Below are 19722 nucleotides of genomic sequence, written 5' to 3'. Positions count from 1 at the left end.
GGAGGCGTCATGACCGTCTTTCGTGCGATCAACGCGGCGACCCTCGACGCCGCCCGTCCGCCTGGCGCGGCCGCCCGCATGGCCGCCTGGCTCCTGTTCGCGGCGCTGGCGGGTGCGGGTCCGGCGCGCGCCGCGCCACCCGCGGCGGCCGTGACCGTCACCGCCACGGCGGGTCTTTCCGCCGACCAGCAGCGGGAGGTGGTGGACCGCCTCGCGAGCCTCCTGGAGGCGCGATATCTCGATCCCGACACGGGCCGCCGTTACGGCAGGCGACTGCGGAGCCGGCTCGCGAGCGGCGCCTACGCGGCGTTGACGGACCCGGCGGCGCTCGGGGAGCAGGTCACGGCGGACCTGCAGGCCATCGCGACCGACCGCCATCTGCGCCTCGCCCCGACGGCGGCCTTCTCCAAGTCTCTCCCGAAGGCCGACGCGCCGCCGAGCACGCGCCAGACGGGACCCGACGGCCTGGAGGCGGCGCGGATGATCGGGGACGTGGCCTACCTGCGCTTCAACATGTTCCCGGCCGACCCCGCGAGCGGTGCGGCGGCCCGCGCCTTTCTGCTGTCGCATGCCGACGCGCGGGCGGTGATCCTCGACGCCCGGCCTCTGCGTGGCGGCGGCGACACCGTGATGGACGCCCTCCTGCCGCTGTTCTACGCGCGGACCACCTCGTTGCTGCGCCTGGATATGCGGGCGTCCGGGCCCGACGATGATGGCGAGGCTTCCGCGACCATGGTCCGCCTGCCGGCGCCGGCGGGGCTGGTTCGTCTGGAGCACCGGGTCACGCCCGATGCCGGCGAGACACGGCTGCGCGAGACGCCGCTCTATTACCTGACCTCGCGTCGGACGGCCTCGGCCGGCGAGCATCTGGCGCTGGCCCTGAAACGCTCGGGCCGGGCCACGCTGATCGGCGAGACCACCGCCGGCGCAGGCCATTTCGGTTGGATCGAGACCCTGCCCCATGGCCTGGCGGCGTTCATTCCGATCGGCCGCACCTACGATCCCGACACCGGCTTCGACTGGGAGGGGCGGGGCGTCACGCCCCACGTCGCCACCGCCGCCGACGCCGCCCTGGACGAAGCCCTGGCCCGCATCGCGCGGGCCGGAACCGTCACCCCACATCCCTGAAGGAGAAGAGAATGAATCCGATGAAATCGCTCGCCCTGGCGGCCGTCCTGGCGAGCGCGCCCCTCGCGGCCGCGCCGGCTCAAGCCGGGGTCCTGTTCTTCCAGGACTTCAGCGCGGGCCTCGGCGCGAACGAGACGTTGAGCGGCGCCTTCGCGGTCGCTGGCGGCCAGATGGGCCACACGACGGGCGCCTACGGCGACAACGAGCGCTCGGCCTACGGGCTGCGGGTCGACCTGGTCGACGTCACCGACGCGCTGCTCAGCTTCGACTGGGCCGGCGCGTCCGAGATCAACTGGGACGGCTGGAACGTGCTCATCGCCCCGGCCGGGCGGGCCTTCGATCCAGCCCACCCGGCGACGGGCACCCCGCCGGTCTACAACCGCTTCGTCAGCGCGCTCGGCGCGCCGGGCGTGACGGGGTCGGACTGGCGGGGACGCGCCATCTTCGACCTGACCGCGTTCGTGGGTCAGGCCGTGGATATCCGCCTGCAGTTCGCGAGCGACGGCTCGAACACCGGCAAGGGCTTCCTGTTCGACAACCTGGTGGTCAGTGGCGCGCCGAAGGCCGACCCGGACCCTGCGCCCGGCGCCGTGCCCGAGCCGACGAGCTGGGCGCTGATGCTCACCGGCTTCCTTGGCGCGGGCGCCGCCATCCGCCGTCGGCGGCCCAGGGCCGTGCCCCAGTCCTGAAAGGCGCGATGCAGATGAGCGGGCGCCACAAGAGGGCGGTTTGCGGCGCCCGGGCCTTCTGCACGGGCCGGCCCTGCCGCGGCGGCGGCTCGAGATCCAATACGAGCCCCGCACGGGCCCGGCGCGCCCTGCAGGACATTGCTACCCCTGGGTGGAGAGCGGCCCGTGCCCGATCCCCGCCGAAGTCGGGCGCGGGGAGCCAGCGGCCGCCCCAAGGTCTCCGCCCGCGGGTCGTCTCCATCCCACGGATCGGTTCGCGACAGCGGACGCGTCAATCAGTCCGGGCTCACGGGGAGTCTTTGCCCGCCGACAAGGACGCCGCGGCGATTGCCGAGAAGGGGCGCGGCCCTCGCTGCGACGGGCGCGACAGCGACCTGCCATCGCCGCCGAAATCTGCGTCTGGCGGGTCTGTCATCCCTTGATGGGCATCAACAGCCCGCCGTTGGCGGCGGACGCCTGGTCAAACGATGTCGTCCCCGGACGTTTCGGTTGGTGCGGACTGCCGCAGGCCTGGGTGTGCTGCGCAGGTCCGCCCCGCGATCCTGCCCCATTCGATTTGATCTGTCGCAAGGTCTGGCCACGAGGCGCGAAGCAGCCTGCCTGCGGCGGACCGGTTTTCGTGATCCGCCACGGAGGTGCTTCGATGCCGATCCGTTGCCTCGCGCCCCTGGGCCCGCTTTTCGGCGGCGCGCTGCTCCTGGCCAGTTGCGCGCCCACGCCACCGCCCGCCCGCGTTCACGCGTCGCCGCCGGATGGCCGGGCGCTGGCGCGCCGGATCTGCGCGGCATGCCACGCCCTGGAGTCAGGGGAGGAGAGCGCCAACCCGCGGGCCCCGCCCTTCGCAAGCCGGGAGATCCAGCACACAGCCGGGCTGGCCGGCCGCGTCGCGGACCTCGCGCGGCTAGGCCACGAAGGCATGCCGCCGATCCCGCTCAGTTCGGCCGAGGCGGCGGCGATCACGGTCTACATCGAGGGCCTCGGCGAACGACCGTCGCCCAAGCGGCGCGACTAGACGTCGGGAAGGGCCGGATCGGCGGGATTCGCGGCACCGCCTACGGTCTCGCGCCCACGCCGCGGCGACGTCAGCGCCCATGCGCGCGGAGATCTTCCGCGTCGAACGCCCGAAGCGCATGGGCGGAGCCTGACGGCATCGCATGGCGCGAGCCGGGCGCGGGCGGGTTGGACGACGGCATGCCCTGGGCTCCGGCGGAGCGCTCACGCTGTTCCACCCAGAGCGCCCCTCGTGGGTGAATTCGCGCCGGCCGGCGGTGAGGGCGCGCCGGGGGATTCCTCTCGCCGCTTGACCCTACCAGCGACCGGCCGCGCAGGAATCCGGGACCCGGCCTTGCCAATGGCGCACCCACGCTTCGACCGCCACGGTGTTGAGCACGTGCATGGCGTGCTGGGCCCGACCGGTCATAGCTCGCCCCGGCGAGGTCGGGGACCGGGACCGATAAGCAGAGCGCCATCACCGGCTGGGTGAAAAAAGGGCATCAGGATCTCGGCGCAGGCAAGCCGGCGGCTGGGCTCGTAGAAGAAGTGGGTCACCGCGATCCCCCCCACATGCAGCACCTTGCCGGGCCGCAGTCCCGCTTGGCGCGCGGCGCTGACCCATTCGTGCTCTGTCCCGGACGCGCTCGCCGCCCAATCCTCCGCCAGCAGGGCCGACGCGCCGAGGGGCTGCCGTTCGCGGCCCCGCCGCGCGGCCCGCACCTGGGCGGCCACGGCGCAGACAGACTGGCGGATGCGCCGCGCCACGTCGGCGAGCATGGGAGAGCCCCAGGCGCACCAGCCCCGACGGGCGACCTCGTCGGCCGCGACGAGGGCGGTGGCAAGCCTCGCGGATCATGGATCGTTTCGGCTTCCAGCCGCAGCAGATGGGTCAACGCCACCATCAGGCGGCCGTCGCCTGATCCATGACAACGTGGAACCGCACGTCACCAGGCTCCGCCGCGTTCAGAGCGCGGGCGCCCTCCGCGGCGCTCTCGAGGTCGAGATAGGGGCCAAAGACCCGCGGCCAGACCAGATGGCGGTCCTCATCCACCCAGCGGCCTCCAAGAACCCAGTACCGTCTGGGGCTTTGGGCGTTTGAGCGACTGTTCATATCAGCGTCTCCCAGGTCAGCTCGCCGGCGTACCGATGGGTGGTCTGACCGGCGTCGTTCAGGGCGAAGAGGTGCAGCCAGCGGTTGTCGAGCAGGGTCCGAACCTCGGGGTGGGCCGCGAGAACGCCGGAGATCGCCTCGGGGTCGGCGGCGACAAAGACGCTCAGGCGGAGCGGCTCGTGCACGAAGCGCGTGCCGTCATGGACCGATTGCAGGGGCAGTCCGGCTCGCAAATCGCCCGCATTGCCTTCCAGGACGCCCGTTCGGCCGCAGACATTGTGCAGCGTCTTGTCACCCGCGCCGAAGGCGGCGTTGTCCACGGTCGAGCCGTAATACTGCAGGCTGATCCAGCTTGCGACGACCATCGGGGCGGTGAGGATGAGCTCGAGGATCTTCAGGTCCGTGTCGGCATGGCGGTCGTAGCTGTGAAGAAAAGCCCGTCCTTCGAGATCGCAACCGGCGGTCAGGGCTCGAGGCGCAGCGATGAACGCCGCCGCGCCCGCGAGCCCCCACTCCGGCCGCACCTGCGACCAGTCTCGGCTCCGCGCGAGGATCGCGGCCTGAGACGCGCCGAGCCGAGGCGCCCGTTCAGCCCGCGCCGCCTCGGAGGCCGCCTTCAGGAAGACGGCGGCCTGCCGGATTTCGGCCGCGTGAGTGGACGGAACGGACTCCGCGTCCAGCAGGGTCAAGGTGTCGGTCGTCGTGTCGTGCAGCGCCGCCGCGAACCAGGTGTCCTCAGGCGTCTCGATCCCGCGCGCCTTCAGACCCGCGCGCACCAGCGGATCGTTGAGCAGGGCCGCGGCGACCCGGGCGTTGGGGGCGCCGCTGTGCCCGCCGCAGGCGCCGCAGTCGAGTCCGGCCGCGTGCGGGTTGTTGAGCGTCGTGGCGCCGTGGCCCACCAGGAGCACCAGGCGCGCCAAGCGGTCGCCGAGCCCCATGCCCCGAAACGCTCCCTCCGCCAGCCCCAGACGCGTCTCCGCATCGAGCGGGACGTCGAGAGGCTCAGCGGCGTCGGTCCCGGGCCGTTGGAGCGCCAGCGCCCGGCCGGCGAGGCTGAGCGCATAGCCAAGTCCGAAGGCCTCGACGAAGGCGAAATTCGAGACGGCCGCGCTCTTAAGCTTGGTCAGCAGCGACTTCGCCGGCGCCTGAATCCGCGTTGCCGGTCCTGGCGGCGGGGCGGCCGAAGCGACCTCGAACGTGGGCCGCAGAAGCACCGGGCACTGGTTCAGGACCTCGCCATCGGCCGCGCGGTGCGCCATGGCCATGCCGAAGAAGCCGGCGAAGCCGAACGTCTCGGCCTCTGGCCAGACCGTCTCCAGGGCGCGACGGTAGACTTCTGAACGGACGTCGATGCAGAACACGGCCTGGAGCGGCGGCCGCGCCGTTGCGGCCACGCTGCGCCCCTCCGCCAAGGCGACGATCAGCCGCCGCTGGAAGCCGCGCTCATAGGCTAGGTGCAGGACCAGATCGGCGGCAAGCTCCGCTTCCGTCCAGATTCCGGGCCGCTCCAGCCCGGAGGCCTCGGTGATCGCGGCCCGCCACGCCGTGCGGAACGCGGGATCGGTCCGGCCTCTGAACAGCGCTAGGCCCCAGACCACCCTCACCGCGAGGAGGTCCACCAGCTGAGTGCCAGGGGCCCCGTCGAGTCCCGCTTCCCAGTCGAAGCGGCGAACGTAGGCGGCCCAGCCGCGGATGTCGTGAAGCGCGCGGTAGAGGTAGTCGGACCACTGGGGCTGGGGGATTTCCAACTCGCGCAGGACGTCCGCGATCGCGGCGGCCGGCTCGTCCGGCAGAGCGTCGATCATGGCCGCGAAACCCGCCACGCCCATGGCGTCAGGGTTACGGTCGTGCGCCATGGCGTACCGCCAGGCCGCGTAGAGAGGCAGGCCGCGCCAGGGCGGCGCCCAGGCTGCCTGACCGGTGTCGAAAAAGGCCGCGCACCATTTCGAGATCTCGTCGATCATGAAGGCGGTGCGTGAAACCTGGCGATCGCCGCAGGAGAGGCGATCGAGGACCTCGGCCACGGTTGCGACCCGCGGAGGCGGCCGCCGCGGCGTTTCGCGCGCCACGGCGTGCAGCAACGGCTCCATCACCAGGCCCGACGCCCGCGCTTCTTGGGTGGCGGCGGCCAGGTCTTCCGGTGTGATGCGGTTCTCGTCCACCGCCCGCCTGTAGAACTCCCGGGGCATCAGGGTCCGAGCTCCGGTGAGCCGGCGAAGCTCGTGCGCGGCCGCCTCGAACCGCAAGTCGGAGAAGCCGAGAAACGGATTTACGGCCACGAAGCTCGTGAGGGGCCACAGCGGCGCGATGCGCATGCACGCCGTCTGGATCGCTGCGTCCAGTTGATCGCCCGCCGAGGGGCCAGGGTCGGGTTCGAGGGGGCGCGTGGACGCGGCGTCCATGGGTTCGCAGGCGAGGCTCATGAGCTTGCTCCAGATTTGAGCAGCCGATCCGGCCGGGCCGGCCAAAGCCGAAGCGCCCAGCGATTGGCGAAGGTGTTGAGATAAAAGCCGTTGGCCGCCAGCGCGTGAGCCCGGGCCCAGGCCGGCGAGTTGGTCGCATGGCGCGCGGCGAGCTGCACGCTCACGAGAGCCGCCATGAACGTCACCACGAGGATGGCCGCGGCTGTTGCGACTGGTCCCGCGACGTGCGCCATGGTTGCGAAATCCTCCAGAAGGACCGCGAAGATCCATTGCGCGATCGCGTAGGCGAGGAGGGTTGCGGCGGTCAGGAGCGCGGCGGCGGCGAGACGGCTGGCTGAGCGGTCCCCATACGCATCGATCCAGATCGGCGCGAGGCCCAGCAGCAGGACCGACGCCAGGACGAATTCGCCGGGGCTGGCGGCCGGACCGAACCCCATAATCGCCGCCCCGAAGGCCGCCAGGCCGACCGCTAGCGGACCACCGACAAGGAGCGCGATCCGGGGAGCGCGCGATGGATACGGGGACTCGACCCGGGGCGCGGCGGCGCTGCCCCCGGCGGACAGGAAGGCGTGCGCCTTGTAGAGCGAGTGGGCGACGATGTGCAGCAGTGCGGCCGAGAAGGCGCCGAGACCGCATTCCAGGAGCATGAAACCCATCTGGGCGATGGTGGAGTAAGCCAGCCCGACCTTGATCGACGTCTGGGCGAGCATGACGAGCGAGCCGAAGATCGCCGTGACGGCCCCGACGACGATCAGGATCAACATCGCCGTCTGCTGCGCGGCGACGACGTCCGCAAACCGCAGTACGAGGAAGCCTCCCGCGTTGACGACGCCGGCATGCAACAGCGCCGAGACGGGGGTCGGCGTCTCCATGACCTCCAGGATCCATCCGTGGAATGGCAGCTGCGCCGACGCCAGGACGGCTGCGCCGACGATCAGCAGGCTGGCCGCGGACCAGGCGGGGCCTTGGGCGTTCAGCGCCGCCTTAGCGACGAGCCCGAGATCCAGGCTGTCACTGGCCCGCCACAGCAGGACTGCGGCGGCGATCAGGCAGGCGTCGGATAGGCGGCCGACGATGAAGCGCTTGCGCGCAGCGAGCACCGCGGCCTGGCGCTCACCGCGGAACAGGAGCAGCCGATTGATGCAGAGGCTGACGCCGATCCAGCAGGCCACGAGCTGGACCAGATTGCCGGAGAGCACCAGGCCCTGAACGAGCGCGAGGGGCAGACAAAGGTCGCGAATGAAGCGGGCCTGGCGGGGATCGCCGGCGAGATAGTTGCGGCTGTAGGCGACGACCACGAGGCCGATGAACGTGATGAGCGCCGAAAGCGTGGCGCTCAGCGCGTCCAGCCGCAGCGCCAAACCCGCGCCGCCTGCGCCCAGCACCGGCGAACTTGCGGGCCCCGTCACCAGCGCGCACACCAGCGCGCCAAGCGCGCAGAGGAACGACAGGCCCGCGCCGGCCGTCGCGAGGCGGGCCCTCAGCTTTCGCCGCTGCATCGCGGCCACGAGCAGGAAGAGGAGCGGGGCGAGCGCCGCGAGCCAGAGCGTCATCGTCATGGGCCGTCTCCGTAGCGAAGGCGGCGTCGGTCTAGAGCAGCGTGGCTCGCGCGAAAAATTCAATGATTGAACGAGATCATTCGCTTTACTAGAAGAATGAGGTGCAGCAGCTCAACTACAAGCACCTCCGCTACTTCTGGGTCATCGCCCATGATGGGGTCATGGCGCGCGCGGCCGAGCGACTGAACATCTCGCCGTCCGCCCTCTCCGTGCAGCTACAGAAGTTGGAGCAGCAGCTCGGCCATCAGCTCTTCGAGCGGGCCGGCAGAGGCCTGCGCCTGACGGAGGCGGGGCGCATCGCGCTGGACTATGCGGACACCGTCTTCGAAACGGGCGAGGCGTTGATCAACACCCTTCAGGGCGGGGCCGGGCTGAACCGACAGGTTCTCCGCATTGGGGCCATCCCCACGATGTCGCGCAACTTTCAGCTGCAGTTTCTGCGACCGCTGATCGCCCGCGATGATGTGGAGCTGGTCGTCCGTTCGGGCTCGCTCCGCGACCTGCTGCGCGACCTGGAGGCGCATGTTGTGGACGTCGTCCTGGCCAATAGTTCCGCGCCACAGGATGTGCGGTCCAGCTTCAGGACCCGGCTTCTGGAGGAGCAACCGGTCAGCGTGATCGGCCGACCCAGGGCGCAGCGCTTTCAGTTTCCTCAGGATCTGCAGGACGCCCCGATCCTACTGCCGAGCCTCGGCAGCGAACTCCGCACGGCGTTTGACAGGCTCATGGACCTGGCCGGCGTGCGCCCGGCGATCATGGCCGAGGTCGATGATATGGCGATGCTGCGGTTGCTGGCGCGTGAGCGGCAGGCCTATGCCCTGGTCCCGCCCATCGTCGTGCGCGACGAACTCGCAAGCGGCGCGCTCGCCGAACTGCATCGCATCGAGGGAGTCGCCGAGCGCTTCTACGCCATTGTCCAGAACCGCCGCTTCCCGAATCCGCTTCTGGGAAAGCTGCTTTGAGCGATGGGTCTATCAGCAGGCGGTGCGCCGAAGGTTGGTGGTCGCCCCATCGCCAATGACCGCAACGGGGCGAAAGCTCGCGTGACCGGGGACCCAGCACGTGCGGCGGCTGGTCGGTCTGCTTCCGTTTAGTCCGACCGGTCGGCGGCCTTCAGAAACTCGACGTAAAACCGTACCGCTCCGATAGGCTCGACCTCGTGGAGCACGGTGGGCTCGACGATGCCGGGTGCATCTTCAGCCGAGAGGATCGTCTCCGTCGAAGGGCGGCGCGGGTCTGTGATCCGGTATGCGAGCCGCCCCTCCAGGACATGGATAAGGCCCCAGGCGCCCGCCTTGGTCGTGTGAGCCCGCAGTAGCCCGGGTGGCACAGTGGTTTCGGTGAATTCCGCAGTCCGCCGATACGCCACCAAGTCGGGGGGAAGCATGCCAGTTCACCTTGGGCTGGGACGCCGGATCATCGGGTTACGGCATAGCGCCGACCTCGCTATGCGGATAGCGACCGATCGAGGGATGGCCGATTGGGCCGTAGAACGGCGCCAAGTGCCCCCGCACGCCCTGGTTCTAAGGTCCGCTCTCCGGCCCGACCCCGATCTCTGGTACCGGCGGCATCGCTGCCCGGAGGGCGCCGCGTTCCCACCGAGGCGGCCCCGCCATTACCCCGGGTGATCTCAACTTCGCGTCGCCGACCACGGCGGCTATACTTGCCCGAGGAGGCCCGCATGGGTTCTGACTTGGCCCTATTCCTCGCCGCCTGCCACGCGGCGCGGTCGTACGAAGATTGGCCGGCGCGGATCGCCGCCGCCATGCGGCGATTGCTCGCCGAGGCTCCGCAGCTCGCTCATGAGCTCCGCCGCGATATCGCGGCGTCGGACACAAAAGGGATTGCCGTCTACGTCCAGGGACCGGAGCTCACGATCTACGCCGTGGAAGGATCCGGCGGCCTGCGCAGCGCCCCGCACGACCACGCCACCACTGCGGTCGTCGGCCTGATCGAGGGCTCGGAGAGCTACCGCACTTGGCGGCGCGAAGGCGCGCAACTCGCCGAAGGCCCGCGGGTGCGGGTCAGCGCCGGCCAGGTCGCGGTGATGGGCGAGGCCACCGTGCACGCCATGTGGTGCGAGCCGGGTGAGGCCGGGCTCTCGCTGCACGCATACGGCAACAGCCACTTCGACGTCATCGAGCGGCGGCAGTGGGACCCGCACACGCTGCGTGAGGAGCCGTTTGACGTTGGCCGCCAGCGGGCCTGGATCCGCGAGCTGACGAAGGCCGCACGCGCAGACGCCTAGAGCCGATCGCAAGCGCGTTCCCACGCTTTGTGCGCCATGCCGGTCTTCGCCACTCTGGCGATGTCCGCGATCCGACCTGATCCTGATGTCAGGTAGCGGCGCGGAGCTGGCGGCCAACTGGGTGCACGGCGGAATCTCTGCGATGTGTGGGCAGCTCACGCTCCTCCGCTAAGCTCCGGCCATGCCCAGGTTCGCGGCAATGTTGCGCTAGTCAGCTTCCCGATAGGGGCCCGCGCTCAGCACGCTGCGTATGGCGAAGCTCGAGTGGATACGCGCGACCCCAGGCAGCCGCATGAGGATGCCCTTGTGGACGGCTTCGTAGTCCGCAGTGCTGCGGGCGACCACCCGGATGAGGTAGTCCGCATCCCCGGTCATCAGGAAGCATTCGACGATCTCAGGATGCTGGCGCACGGCGGCCTCGAAGCGATTGAGCAGTTCCTCGGTCTGCAGCTCAAGCGTGATCCGCACGATCGCCACCACGCCGTCTTGAGCGGCGCTCTCCGCGACCAACGCGGTGTAGCCGCGGATGACCTTGGCCTCTTCCAGGCTCCGCACCCGCCGCAAACACGCGGAGGGCGACAGTCCCACCTGCTGGGCCAGCGCGTTGTTCGGCAGCCGGCCATCCCGGCGCAAGGCGCCAAGGATTTTCCGGTCGATCGCATCAAGAAGCGGCATGAAGGGGAGGTATACTCGAATTTTGTGCGGTTGAAGGGGCCATGATGGCAGAAGCTGCGGCCTATCAGCGGCACATTCGAACCTGATGCGGCTAGCTTAGCAGGCGTAATCGGAGGCGGTTTCGTGTCGTGCCACGGCAGCTCAACAGGCCGATTGACCGTCGATCTCGCGGCGATCTTGGCCAACTGGCGGACCATCGGGGCCCGTGCCGCGCCCGCCGTTGCGGGGGCGGTGGTGAAGGCCGACGCCTATGGGCTCGGCGCAGCCAGGGTGAGCCACGCCCTCGCGCGGGCGGGCTGCCGGGACTTCTTCGTCGCCCATCTGGTGGAGGCGGCGGCCCTTGCAGGCGAATTGCCCGCGGACGCGAGGCTTCATGTCCTGAACGGCCTGGCGCGGGGCGAGGAAGCAGACGCGGTCGCGCTCGGCGTCGTGCCCGTGCTCAACAGCGCTGAACAGGCGCAGGCCTGGGCAGGGGTCGCGACCGGGGTGGGTCGACGCCTGCCGGCGGCCCTGCAGGTGGACAGCGGCATGGCCCGCCTGGGCCTGACGCCTGAGGAAGCCCAGGTGATCGCCGAGGACGCCGACCTGCTGGGCCGGCTCGACGTGCGGCTCGTCATGAGCCATCTCGCCCGCGGGGATGAGCCCCGCAGCGGCCTGAACAGTGCGCAGCTCTCCCGCTTCCTCTCGCTCTGCGACCGGCTTCCGGCCGCCCGCCGCTCCCTCGCCAACTCGGGCGGTGCCTACCTGGAGCGCGCCTTCGCCCTCGACCTCGTGCGCCCGGGCATCGCCCTTTACGGCGGCGCCCCGCACATGGGCGGCGCCGCGCTCGCGACGGCGGTCAAGCTTGAGGCCGCCGTGGTCCAGGTCCGCGACGTGCCGTGCGGGACGGGGATCGGCTATGGGCATTTGGTCACCAGCGACGAGCCCATGCGCTTGGCCACGATCGGCCTGGGCTATGCGGATGGTTGGCCCCGCGAACTGACCGGCCGGGGCTCGGCCTGGTTCCAGGGCGCGCGCCTGCCGTTCGTCGGCCGCGTGTCGATGGACAGCATCATCCTCGACGTCACCGCGCTGCCCGCCGGCGCCCTCAAAGCGGGCGATCGGGTCGAGGTCCTGGGCCCGAACCGCCCGCTCGACGTCGTGGCCAATGAAGCCGGGACCATCGCCCACGAGATTCTGGCGCGCCTCGGGCCGCGTCTCACCCGCCGCTACATCGGAGACGAACAATGAAGGTCGCGGTCCTCGGCGCAGGGGTGGTCGGCGTCACCAGCGCCTACTACCTCGCCAAGGCGGGTCACGAGGTGATGCTGGTGGACCGCCAGAACGGGCCGGCCCTGGAGACCAGCTTCGCCAACGCCGGGGAGATCTCGCCAGGGTACGCCTCGCCCTGGGCCGCGCCCGGCGTGCCCGGCAAGGCGCTCAAATGGCTGCTCATGCGCCATGCCCCCCTCGTGGTGCGCCCGAGCCTGGACCTTGAGATGTACCGGTTCATGGCCGGGATGCTCTTGAACTGTGACGCGGCGCGCTACGCGGTGAACAAGGCGCGCATGGTCCGCCTCGCCACCTACAGTCGGGACCGGCTCAAGGTCCTCCGCGACGAGCTCGCGCTCGACTACGACCAGCGCATGCAGGGCACGCTGCAGCTGTTCCGGACACAGGCGCAGCTGGATGGCATCGGCAAGGACGTCGAGGTGCTCCGGACCATGGGCGTGGACTACGAGGTGCTGGATCGGGAGGGCTGCATACGGGCCGAGCCCGGGTTGGCCGGGGCGCGTGAGCCCTTCGTCGGCGGGCTCCGACTACCGGGCGACGAGACCGGCGACTGCTTCAAGTTCACCACGGCCCTGGCGGAACACGCGCGCAGGCTGGGCGTGGACCTTCGGTTCGGCGAAACGGTCAGCGGGCTGGAGTCGGACGGACGCCGGGTGACCGGCGTGCACACCCAACGGGGCCGGATCTCGGCCGACGCCTACGTGCTGGCGGCCGGCAGCTGGTCGCCCCTGCTCGTGCGGGGGCTCGGCATCCGGCTGCCGGTCTATCCGGTGAAGGGCTATTCGATCACCCTGCCCATCGTCGAGCCCGCCCGGGCCCCGGTCTCCACGCTGCTGGACGAGACCTACAAGGTTGCGATCACGCGGCTCGGCGAGCGCATCCGGGTCGGCGGCCTCGCGGAGTTGGCCGGCTATGGCCAGGAACTGCGGCAGCGCCGCAGGGCGACCCTCGAGACGTCGGTCCTGACCCTCTTCCCCGAGGCCGGGGACGCGGCTCGCGCCTCCTTCTGGGCCGGGCTTCGCCCGGCGACACCCGACGGGACGCCGGTGGTGGGGGCGACCCACCTGGCAAACCTCTACCTCAACACCGGCCACGGCACATTGGGTTGGACGATGGCTTGCGGTTCAGCGCAGGTGATCGCCGATCTCGTCAGCGCCCGTCCGCCCGCGATCCGGACCGACGATCTCAACATCAGCCGCTACGCGGCCTAGGCTCGGACAGGACCGATCATGACCATCACCCGCATCGACGCCGGTCCTCGCATGAGCGACATCGTCATCCACAACGACACCATCTACCTCTCGGGCCAGGTGGGCCGCCCCGGCGACGGCGTGGCCGAGCAGACCCGTGACGTTCTGGCGGAGATCGAGGCGCTCCTCGCCAAGGCCGGCGGCAGCAAGCAATCGATCCTGCAGGCGACCATCTGGCTGGCGGACATGGCGGACTTCGCGGAGATGAACGCGGTGTGGGACGCCTGGGTCGACGGCCCGCACGCGCCCGCCAGGGCCACCGGCGAGGCCAAGCTCGCCTCGCCGGAATACCGGGTCGAGATCATCGTCGTGGCGGCCCGCGTAAGCTGATCTCGGCGGCGCACGTACCGAGGCTCCATGCGCGCCACGAGGCCGGCGTCGAACGGGCCGCCGACCGGTATCTCCGAAGCGCATCTTATGGCCGCCAGGGTTGCATCGGCTGCACAGCGGGGAGCAGCCTTCAACAGCGCGGCGACCAAGGATTCCGAGGTTTTGTTGCGCAAGCGCGGCGCCTTGCGACTTGCTGAGGCGTTGCAGGCCGGGACGAGGGACGCCAAGTCGAACGACGCGGCTACGGCAGGACGGACCTAGGCTGGGGTCGGAGTCCTGTCCACGACGGTGGAGGTTACGGAAAAACGCGGTACTGCAGGCGATGCAAGAGCGCCGCCTGGTTGCGGTAGGCGCGCCACATCTGGCTAACGACCTGTCGCGCCTCGCGCAGGAAGGATTGAAGGCGAAATCGCATGTGCATGCTCCATTTCTCACGGGTGGGGATGATGTCGCGCCTGACGGGCGGGCCCGCCGCCGTGACCGCCTCGGTCGGCTCCGGGCTCGGCGTTCGAAGGGGGCGCCCGGCGTCCTCCGAACTGGGATAGGGCGGCTCGCGCTCCGGCCACGCGGCGCCGGGGGAGGGGAAGGTCAGGGGGCGCCGAGCCGCAACGGGCGACGACCTCCTGGACGTTGCCCGCAGGGATCAACCGCCCCGGCGCCTCCGTGTCGAAAAAGGACAATGCGCCGTAGAACTGACTCTATGATCGTCTGACACACGGGGTTCGGGTAGGCGGATGCACGGGCAGATCGGACGCACTTTGGATGGCAGTGCGCCCGAGGGGGCCTCAGAGAAGAGACCTCCGTCGCTTCGCGCCCATTTCCTGCGCCTCGTGGCGGCGCTCTTAGTCCCGGCCATTGCGGCGGCCGGCATCCTTCTGTGGCAGAGCACGCGTGAGGCCTATCGTGTGCAAGAGCGGGAGCTGGCGGCCGGCGCTCGAGCGCTGTCGTTGGTCGTGGACCGCCAGCTCAGCGAACAGGTGGGTCTGCTCCGCGCCTTGTCGACGTCCGCGAGGCTCCGGCACGGTGACTGGGCGGGCTTCTCGGACCAGAGCCGCGCGGCGGTGGCGGGCTCGCGGAGTTGGGTCACCGTCAGGAGCGCCGACGGACAGCAGGTGGTGAACACGCTGGCCCCCGAGGGCGCCCTGCTGCCCCATGTGACCCCACTGCCCGTCCCACCCAACCGCCCGCCACGCCCGGACGGAATCCGCATCTCCCGGTTGGCGGTGAGCGCGTGGGCCGGGAAGCCCGTCCTCACGGTGGTGAAGTCGGTAACCCTGGATGACGGCCGCCGGGCCGATCTCAGCATCGTCACGCCGGCCGACGTGTTTTCGGAGAATCTTCGACGCCAGGGGATTCCACCAACCTGGACCGCGACCATTCTGGATGGGGGACATCGGGTTATCGCGCGCAATCGCCAGGAAGCGAAGTTCCGCGGACGCGCCGCGACGCCCGATATGGCGCGGCTGCTTGACGCGGGCGGCGCAGGCGCGGTCTGGAGCCGCACCTTGGATGGCGTGCGGACGCGCTCCGCTTACGAGCCCGTGGCCGGGACTGACTGGCACGTCCTCGTGGCCGTACCTAAGCGTGAGTTGGAGGCGACTGTTCGGCTTGCCCTCTGGGGCGGGGGGAGCATCGCATTGCTTTTGCTTCTGGTCGGCGGCGCTGCAGCGCTCGGCTATGCGCGCATGCTCGGACGCAGCGTGAAGGAGCTGCAGAGGGCGGCTACCGCCGGCTCCGATCGATTCATCCGCCCAGCGACCTCGCCCGTAGCGGAATTGAACGATCTCGCCGTGGCGTTCGAGACCGCATCCGTCCGCGTCGCGGAGGAGGACGCTCGGCGCCAATTGCTGATCAACGAGCTCAACCATCGTGTGAAGAACACGCTCGCCATCCTGCAATCGGTAGCCAACCATTCCAGGCGAAACGCAACGAGCGTGGAGGAATTCCATGCCTCGCTGGAAGGTCGGGTCATGGCGATGGCCGCGGCTCACGAGCTCCTCACCTCCACCTCCTGGGGCGGGGCGGACCTAGGCGAGCTGGTGAAGTCGTCGTTGCGCCCGTTCGAGGGGCCAAGGCTGTCTATATCCGGCCCCCAGGTGCAGGTGACGCCGACCCAGGCGCTGAACCTGTCGTTGATCCTCTACGAACTCGCGACCAATGCCGCGAAGTACGGGGCGCTCTCGGAGGACGATGGAGTCGTTACCGTTAGCTGGCGACGGCAGTCCCACGGTGTGCGGGTCAACTGGATCGAGGCCGGAGGACCAGTAGTTCGCGCGCCGACGCGGGTCGGCTTCGGGTCACGGCTGTTCGAGAAGGCACGCGCCGCCCTCGAACCCGCGACGCTGCAGTTCGACCCATCGGGCCTTCGCTGTAGCCTCACCCTGCGCCCGGAGGATGTGTAGCGCCGCCCTCCCAAACTACGTAGCGGAACAGGCTCCAACTTCCGCGCGTCGAGAAAACTCGGCAACAGTGTCGGCGGCTTTCGAGGCTCACCCTCGAGGAAGCCGGCGAGGGCGCTCCAAGGTCCGCCTCCCGCCCTGATCCCAAGGTTTCCTATTGCGCAGTCACGACGTCCGTGACCTGCATCCGATAGCGGGGAGCCCGAAATCCTGGCCCGCTGTCGGCGTCACATCTCTCGTCAGAGAGCTAGGCGCTCGGCCATCGCTTGCAGCCACGGCGTGGCGGCCAGGATGGCATGCGCAGGCTGAGCCGCAAGGATCAGTCCAACGCCCCAGAGGTATGCCGGGTGGACCCTCCGGGCTCGAACCCAATCGACCAGCGGCCCCGCACAGGCCGCCGCGACTAGGCACACGCTGGCGACAGGAATGATCATGGGAAGATCCACCCCGCTCAGGGCCGCCAGCCGCCCGAACGCCGGCCAGGTGAGCAGCACGCTTGCGCATAGAAGCAGGCGCTTATGCCAGTCAGCCCGGCGGCGCAGGACGACGGCTACAGCGTAAAGGGCGGCGAATAACAGTATGTCGATGCTGTCAGCTGCCATCATCTGCGCCGGCGAAAAGAAGGGCGGCGTCGCGCCACGTTTCACCGCCAGGATATTCGTCGCGAAGGCGAGGGGAACGATGACGGACACTAGGCCGATCGAGAGCCAGCCAAGGCGACGATGCCAGGTCTGTAGCCCCACGGCCGGAAGCGCCGACTGGACGGCGAAAAGCGCGATCCAGGCCGCCATGGCGGCCCCGTGCGCATGGACCCAGAACGGCAGCCCTGGCGGCGCGAGGCTCGCGGTATAGGTCGGGCCGAAGCCGAGGCCCACGACCAGCGCAACAACGCCGGCCATCGCTGTGAAAAACGGCGTATCTGGACGCAAGCCCAAACGCCGCCAGACGTCCGTCGACATGCCGACCCCTTTCAACGTCAGATCACATTCTGGCGACCGTCGGTTCGACGGACAATCTCTGAAGGCGCCGATGCCAGCGATGCGGCGCCAGCAAGCGTGGTCGTCATCCATTGCTAGCCGGACGGAGCGCCAAGGCTTCAGGAGGCGGACGCAGACGTCCGCGGTCGGCACCGGCGCCAATGTCCCCTATGGCGCCGAGCTGACGTCCAACCTGGGCGGTGGCCGTATGTCCCAGACGGTCGGAAGTCGAACCCGACGGCAGATTACCGTTCTTGTCTCTGGGCAGGCATTGAGAGCTGCCGCCAGATTGTCACCCTAGAGGTTGGCGATGGGACTGATCCGATCGCCATGACCCATGTTTGGGTCGAGGATCCTGACGACATCTTGGCCTTGCCTGGCACGATAAACGCGACCTGATCGCCGACTTGGGGGTCAAGTCGGCGAGCCTCAAGCGCGGCCGCGGCTGGCGTACTGCGTCACGGTCGTCAGTAGCATGTGCGGGCGGATGGGCTTGGTCATGTGGAAGTCGGCGCCAGCGTCGAAGCTGGCCCGCTCGTCCTCAGGCGCGGCGTTAGCAGTCACCATGATGACTGGTGTGGCGCGGGCGGCAGGACCTAGCGTTCGGATTGCGCGCACCGCCTCGAGTCCGTCCAGGAGCGGCATCTGGACGTCCATCAGAACGATGTCGAAGGGGTCTGCGCGTAGAGCCGTCTCGAACGCGGCCAGCGCCTCGCGGCCGTTCTGGACCATGATCACCTCGGCTACCGGCTCCAGGATTGCATCGATGAGGTGCAGGTTGATGGGCTGGTCGTCGGCGGCGAGCACTTTCAGGCGGCGGGGCGCCGCCGGTTTGCTCGCCGTGAGGGTACATTCGCCGGGATCGCGGGGAGTGGCGTCGACGCCAAGGAAGGTCCGGAGGGCCTCGCGCAAGGCGTTGGCGGACTGGACGATGTCGGTGGTGAGGGTTCTGGTCTTGTCTGACGACTGATCGGCGGTCTCAAGCAGCAGTTCGCTGGCAGCGAGAATGCCATTCAGCGGCGTGCGGACATCATGATTGAAGAGGCGCCTGGCGGTCTCTTCGACAGCCTCGTGGGCCGCTTCGCGGCGGGCCGTGACGTCGCGAAGCATGGTCAGGTAGCCGATTGGGTCGCCGCGGTCATCGAACAACAGGCTGGGCCGGCCCTCCACCCAGATCGTCCGCCCATCGGGCAGAATCGCGCGATATTCCCGGTCGGAGGCGTGGTCCATCCGCCCGGCCAGGAGATCGCGCATGAGGTCGCGCACCTTGCCGAGGTCGTCGGGATGGAGGAACTGGATTCCCGGCTTGCCGATCATCTCGGCGGGCTCGATGCCGTAGTGTCGGATCGACGGCGAGATGTAGGAATAGCGTCCTTGGCCGTCGATTACGAAGACGACCTCGGTCATCTGCGCCAGCACCTTGTCTTCCAACCGCATTGCCAGCCGCCCTGAACGTTACCGTGTTATCGGTTGCCTAGACCCGGCCGTGAGGCAAGCCCGCGACCGAAGGAAACGAGCCATGCCTTGCGCGCGCCAAGTACGTCTGAGTGTCCACTGGGCGGCCATTCAGATATCCGCCACCGGCGCGACGGAAAAGCCGGCGGTGTCGGGCCCTGTGAATGTCAGCGACGGATGGAATGCTACGCGATAGCGGAGTACTCCGCCGCGCTCGCCACGCATCGATCTGCCAGTGGGACCGGCTCCGGCGACGATCCGAAATACAGGGCCGCCCCCCGGGGCGGCATCGCGTAGAACTGACCAAACGTCGCCGTGTCGAATGAACCTAACATTGGAAGGTGTAGGACAACGCTGTCCGGGCTGGACTGGTTCGCGTCCCAACGGTCACGATGGCTGTGATGCGGTCTCCCCGGCATGTCGGTCTTCAACTTCCTCGTCTCCAGCTGCTGCGGCGCCGCACCTGGGCGACCTGCACCTGCCCGGCGGCGTCCTGAAGCCCGGATGGACGCGCCGTGCTGCGACGCGTTCTACCTCAAGTACGGCAAGATCATTTCCTTCCATTGCTACAACATGCCCTCGGTGCTGCTTCAGCAGCTCGGCGTGCTCAACAATCTCGGGGCAGCTCTGAATCACTGAGGAGTTTCGACGAAGGGCAGATCTGCCAGGGATAGTCAGGCTGGTCCGGAACGCGCGTCGGCGTGTGGCTGACGTGCGCCGTCCCGCGAGATCGAATGCGGTGCCAGCGGCGGGCTGCAAGGTCAGCTTTCCGGAGAGCCTCCCATGTCTGGGTCTCTCCGTGGCGCACTGGAGCGTGCGCTTGATCGGGTTCCAGATCAGCCTTTGGGGCGCTAGACCGAAAAAGCGCTGGCGGGGCCGACGGAGGCCAGCCGCAGAGCAGGAATGGAGAATCGCCGGCCGAGCGAACCGTCGCGCAGATATATCTCTACGCTCGCACCGTCTCCTGCATCGGCCAGGCCCTGCGCCAAACGGATCGCCGCGCTCTCGGCCGACGCGCCGCCTCTGAAGAACAACTCGTTCGTGATGGCGTCGCTGCGAACCATCCAGCCGCCGTCCGTCGGGACGATCGAGATCGCCTTCATTTTGCCCTCCATCAACTTCCGCAAAACAATCTGGAAGCCTCGGAATGGTTTCAAGGCTGCTCGTGAGATAAGGGCGGTTCAGGACGCGCGGATCCGGAGCCGTCGGCGGA

General features: G+C 69.1%; 19 protein-coding genes. 10 read left to right on the top strand and 9 right to left on the bottom strand.

Translation table 11 applies throughout. The features are described 5' to 3' along the window. Nucleotides 1–9 precede the first annotated feature (9 nt). From ACODSY_RS10500 to ACODSY_RS10490, 3 genes are all read left to right on the top strand, one after another. Nucleotides 10–1128 carry a S41 family peptidase gene (locus tag ACODSY_RS10500; RefSeq protein WP_488951681.1) on the top strand — a complete coding sequence of 373 codons (1119 nt, stop codon included), beginning with the start codon at nt 10–12 and terminating at the stop codon, nt 1126–1128. 11 nt (nt 1129–1139) lie between these two features. Continuing rightward, nucleotides 1140–1817 (top strand): PEPxxWA-CTERM sorting domain-containing protein, encoded by a 678-nt coding sequence (locus ACODSY_RS10495; RefSeq protein WP_488951680.1) that lies wholly within the window; start codon nt 1140–1142, stop codon nt 1815–1817. A gap of 643 nt (nt 1818–2460) precedes the next feature. Continuing rightward, on the top strand, nt 2461–2829 hold the full coding sequence (locus tag ACODSY_RS10490) for a c-type cytochrome (RefSeq protein ID WP_488951679.1): 369 nt from the start codon (nt 2461–2463) through the stop codon (nt 2827–2829). Nucleotides 2830–3233: 404 nt separating this feature from the next. Here the strand turns inward: ACODSY_RS10490 and ACODSY_RS10485 are convergent, their stop codons facing one another. The 4 genes from ACODSY_RS10485 to ACODSY_RS10470 form a co-directional block, all read right to left on the bottom strand. After that, nucleotides 3234–3587 carry a hypothetical protein gene (locus ACODSY_RS10485; RefSeq protein WP_488951678.1) on the bottom strand — a complete coding sequence of 118 codons (354 nt, stop codon included), beginning with the start codon at nt 3585–3587 and terminating at the stop codon, nt 3234–3236. Nucleotides 3588–3711: 124 nt separating this feature from the next. Then, complete coding sequence (locus ACODSY_RS10480) at nt 3712–3861, bottom strand: hypothetical protein (RefSeq protein WP_488951677.1); 150 nt, start codon at nt 3859–3861, stop codon at nt 3712–3714. Between the two features lie 56 nt (nt 3862–3917). Then, nucleotides 3918–6344: a YbcC family protein gene (locus ACODSY_RS10475; protein WP_488951675.1), complete on the bottom strand. Its 2427-nt coding sequence runs from the start codon at nt 6342–6344 to the stop codon at nt 3918–3920. Beyond that, the gene (locus ACODSY_RS10470; RefSeq protein WP_488951674.1) at nt 6341–7903 is read right to left on the bottom strand and encodes a proton-conducting transporter transmembrane domain-containing protein; all 1563 of its coding nucleotides are present in this window, start codon (nt 7901–7903) and stop codon (nt 6341–6343) included. The genes ACODSY_RS10475 and ACODSY_RS10470 overlap by 4 nt, the downstream gene beginning before the upstream one ends. 101 nt (nt 7904–8004) lie before the next feature. Here ACODSY_RS10470 and ACODSY_RS10465 point away from each other — a divergent pair, with 101 nt between their 5' ends. Continuing rightward, nucleotides 8005–8865 (top strand): LysR family transcriptional regulator, encoded by an 861-nt coding sequence (locus tag ACODSY_RS10465; RefSeq protein WP_488951673.1) that lies wholly within the window; start codon nt 8005–8007, stop codon nt 8863–8865. Nucleotides 8866–8993: 128 nt separating this feature from the next. On the opposite strand, the gene ACODSY_RS10460 is transcribed toward ACODSY_RS10465, so the two are convergent. After that, complete coding sequence (locus tag ACODSY_RS10460) at nt 8994–9290, bottom strand: TehB family protein (RefSeq protein WP_488951672.1); 297 nt, start codon at nt 9288–9290, stop codon at nt 8994–8996. Nucleotides 9291–9584: 294 nt separating this feature from the next. Between ACODSY_RS10460 and ACODSY_RS10455 the strand changes: the two genes are divergently transcribed. Beyond that, nucleotides 9585–10151 carry a hypothetical protein gene (locus ACODSY_RS10455; RefSeq protein WP_488951671.1) on the top strand — a complete coding sequence of 189 codons (567 nt, stop codon included), beginning with the start codon at nt 9585–9587 and terminating at the stop codon, nt 10149–10151. A 207-nt stretch (nt 10152–10358) separates the two neighbouring features. Here ACODSY_RS10455 and ACODSY_RS10450 read toward each other — a convergent pair whose 3' ends face one another. Beyond that, the gene (locus ACODSY_RS10450; protein ID WP_488951670.1) at nt 10359–10826 is read right to left on the bottom strand and encodes an Lrp/AsnC family transcriptional regulator; all 468 of its coding nucleotides are present in this window, start codon (nt 10824–10826) and stop codon (nt 10359–10361) included. Between the two features lie 153 nt (nt 10827–10979). On the opposite strand from ACODSY_RS10450, the gene alr reads away from it, so the two are divergent. From alr to ACODSY_RS10430, 4 genes are all read left to right on the top strand, one after another. Further along, a complete protein-coding gene (gene alr / locus ACODSY_RS10445) occupies nt 10980–12056 on the top strand; it encodes an alanine racemase (RefSeq protein ID WP_488951669.1) in 1077 nt (358 codons plus the stop codon). After that, nucleotides 12053–13309: a D-amino acid dehydrogenase gene (locus ACODSY_RS10440; RefSeq protein ID WP_488951668.1), complete on the top strand. Its 1257-nt coding sequence runs from the start codon at nt 12053–12055 to the stop codon at nt 13307–13309. The genes alr and ACODSY_RS10440 overlap by 4 nt, the downstream gene beginning before the upstream one ends. 18 nt (nt 13310–13327) lie before the next feature. Then, nucleotides 13328–13678 carry a RidA family protein gene (locus tag ACODSY_RS10435; RefSeq protein ID WP_488951667.1) on the top strand — a complete coding sequence of 117 codons (351 nt, stop codon included), beginning with the start codon at nt 13328–13330 and terminating at the stop codon, nt 13676–13678. A 734-nt stretch (nt 13679–14412) separates the two neighbouring features. Continuing rightward, nucleotides 14413–16080 carry a sensor histidine kinase gene (locus ACODSY_RS10430; RefSeq protein WP_488951666.1) on the top strand — a complete coding sequence of 556 codons (1668 nt, stop codon included), beginning with the start codon at nt 14413–14415 and terminating at the stop codon, nt 16078–16080. Nucleotides 16081–16316: 236 nt separating this feature from the next. Here the strand turns inward: ACODSY_RS10430 and ACODSY_RS10425 are convergent, their stop codons facing one another. Both ACODSY_RS10425 and ACODSY_RS10420 read right to left on the bottom strand, forming a co-directional pair. Then, nucleotides 16317–17036 carry a hypothetical protein gene (locus ACODSY_RS10425; RefSeq protein WP_488951665.1) on the bottom strand — a complete coding sequence of 240 codons (720 nt, stop codon included), beginning with the start codon at nt 17034–17036 and terminating at the stop codon, nt 16317–16319. A gap of 447 nt (nt 17037–17483) precedes the next feature. Further along, the gene (locus tag ACODSY_RS10420) at nt 17484–18491 is read right to left on the bottom strand and encodes an ATP-binding response regulator (RefSeq protein ID WP_488951663.1); all 1008 of its coding nucleotides are present in this window, start codon (nt 18489–18491) and stop codon (nt 17484–17486) included. A gap of 435 nt (nt 18492–18926) precedes the next feature. Here ACODSY_RS10420 and ACODSY_RS10415 point away from each other — a divergent pair, with 435 nt between their 5' ends. After that, on the top strand, nt 18927–19148 hold the full coding sequence (locus ACODSY_RS10415; RefSeq protein WP_488951662.1) for a hypothetical protein: 222 nt from the start codon (nt 18927–18929) through the stop codon (nt 19146–19148). A 212-nt stretch (nt 19149–19360) separates the two neighbouring features. Here the strand turns inward: ACODSY_RS10415 and ACODSY_RS10410 are convergent, their stop codons facing one another. Next, nucleotides 19361–19612: a hypothetical protein gene (locus ACODSY_RS10410; RefSeq protein ID WP_488951661.1), complete on the bottom strand. Its 252-nt coding sequence runs from the start codon at nt 19610–19612 to the stop codon at nt 19361–19363. Nucleotides 19613–19722: the final 110 nt, after the last annotated feature.

Source organism: Phenylobacterium sp. FG114 (assembly GCF_057809855.1).
The sequence above is the reverse complement of the archived record's forward strand: the minus strand, read 5'-3'. Positions and strand labels throughout refer to the sequence as shown.

Bases quoted from the DNA above. Each gene is read 5' to 3' on its own strand.
- ACODSY_RS10410 (WP_488951661.1), bottom strand. From the start codon at position 19,612: ATGAAGGCGATCTCGATCGTCCCGACGGACGGCGGCTGGATGGTTCGC.
- ACODSY_RS10420 (WP_488951663.1), bottom strand. From the start codon at position 18,491: ATGCGGTTGGAAGACAAGGTGCTGGCGCAGATGACCGAGGTCGTCTTC.
- ACODSY_RS10450 (WP_488951670.1), bottom strand. From the start codon at position 10,826: ATGCCGCTTCTTGATGCGATCGACCGGAAAATCCTTGGCGCCTTGCGC.
- ACODSY_RS10425 (WP_488951665.1), bottom strand. From the start codon at position 17,036: ATGTCGACGGACGTCTGGCGGCGTTTGGGCTTGCGTCCAGATACGCCG.
- ACODSY_RS10485 (WP_488951678.1), bottom strand. From the start codon at position 3,587: ATGCTCGCCGACGTGGCGCGGCGCATCCGCCAGTCTGTCTGCGCCGTG.
- ACODSY_RS10470 (WP_488951674.1), bottom strand. From the start codon at position 7,903: ATGACGATGACGCTCTGGCTCGCGGCGCTCGCCCCGCTCCTCTTCCTG.
- ACODSY_RS10475 (WP_488951675.1), bottom strand. From the start codon at position 6,344: ATGAGCCTCGCCTGCGAACCCATGGACGCCGCGTCCACGCGCCCCCTC.
- ACODSY_RS10500 (WP_488951681.1), top strand. From the start codon at position 10: ATGACCGTCTTTCGTGCGATCAACGCGGCGACCCTCGACGCCGCCCGT.
- ACODSY_RS10430 (WP_488951666.1), top strand. From the start codon at position 14,413: ATGCACGGGCAGATCGGACGCACTTTGGATGGCAGTGCGCCCGAGGGG.
- ACODSY_RS10460 (WP_488951672.1), bottom strand. From the start codon at position 9,290: ATGCTTCCCCCCGACTTGGTGGCGTATCGGCGGACTGCGGAATTCACC.
- ACODSY_RS10490 (WP_488951679.1), top strand. From the start codon at position 2,461: ATGCCGATCCGTTGCCTCGCGCCCCTGGGCCCGCTTTTCGGCGGCGCG.
- ACODSY_RS10495 (WP_488951680.1), top strand. From the start codon at position 1,140: ATGAATCCGATGAAATCGCTCGCCCTGGCGGCCGTCCTGGCGAGCGCG.
- ACODSY_RS10455 (WP_488951671.1), top strand. From the start codon at position 9,585: ATGGGTTCTGACTTGGCCCTATTCCTCGCCGCCTGCCACGCGGCGCGG.
- ACODSY_RS10435 (WP_488951667.1), top strand. From the start codon at position 13,328: ATGACCATCACCCGCATCGACGCCGGTCCTCGCATGAGCGACATCGTC.
- ACODSY_RS10415 (WP_488951662.1), top strand. From the start codon at position 18,927: ATGTCGGTCTTCAACTTCCTCGTCTCCAGCTGCTGCGGCGCCGCACCT.
- ACODSY_RS10440 (WP_488951668.1), top strand. From the start codon at position 12,053: ATGAAGGTCGCGGTCCTCGGCGCAGGGGTGGTCGGCGTCACCAGCGCC.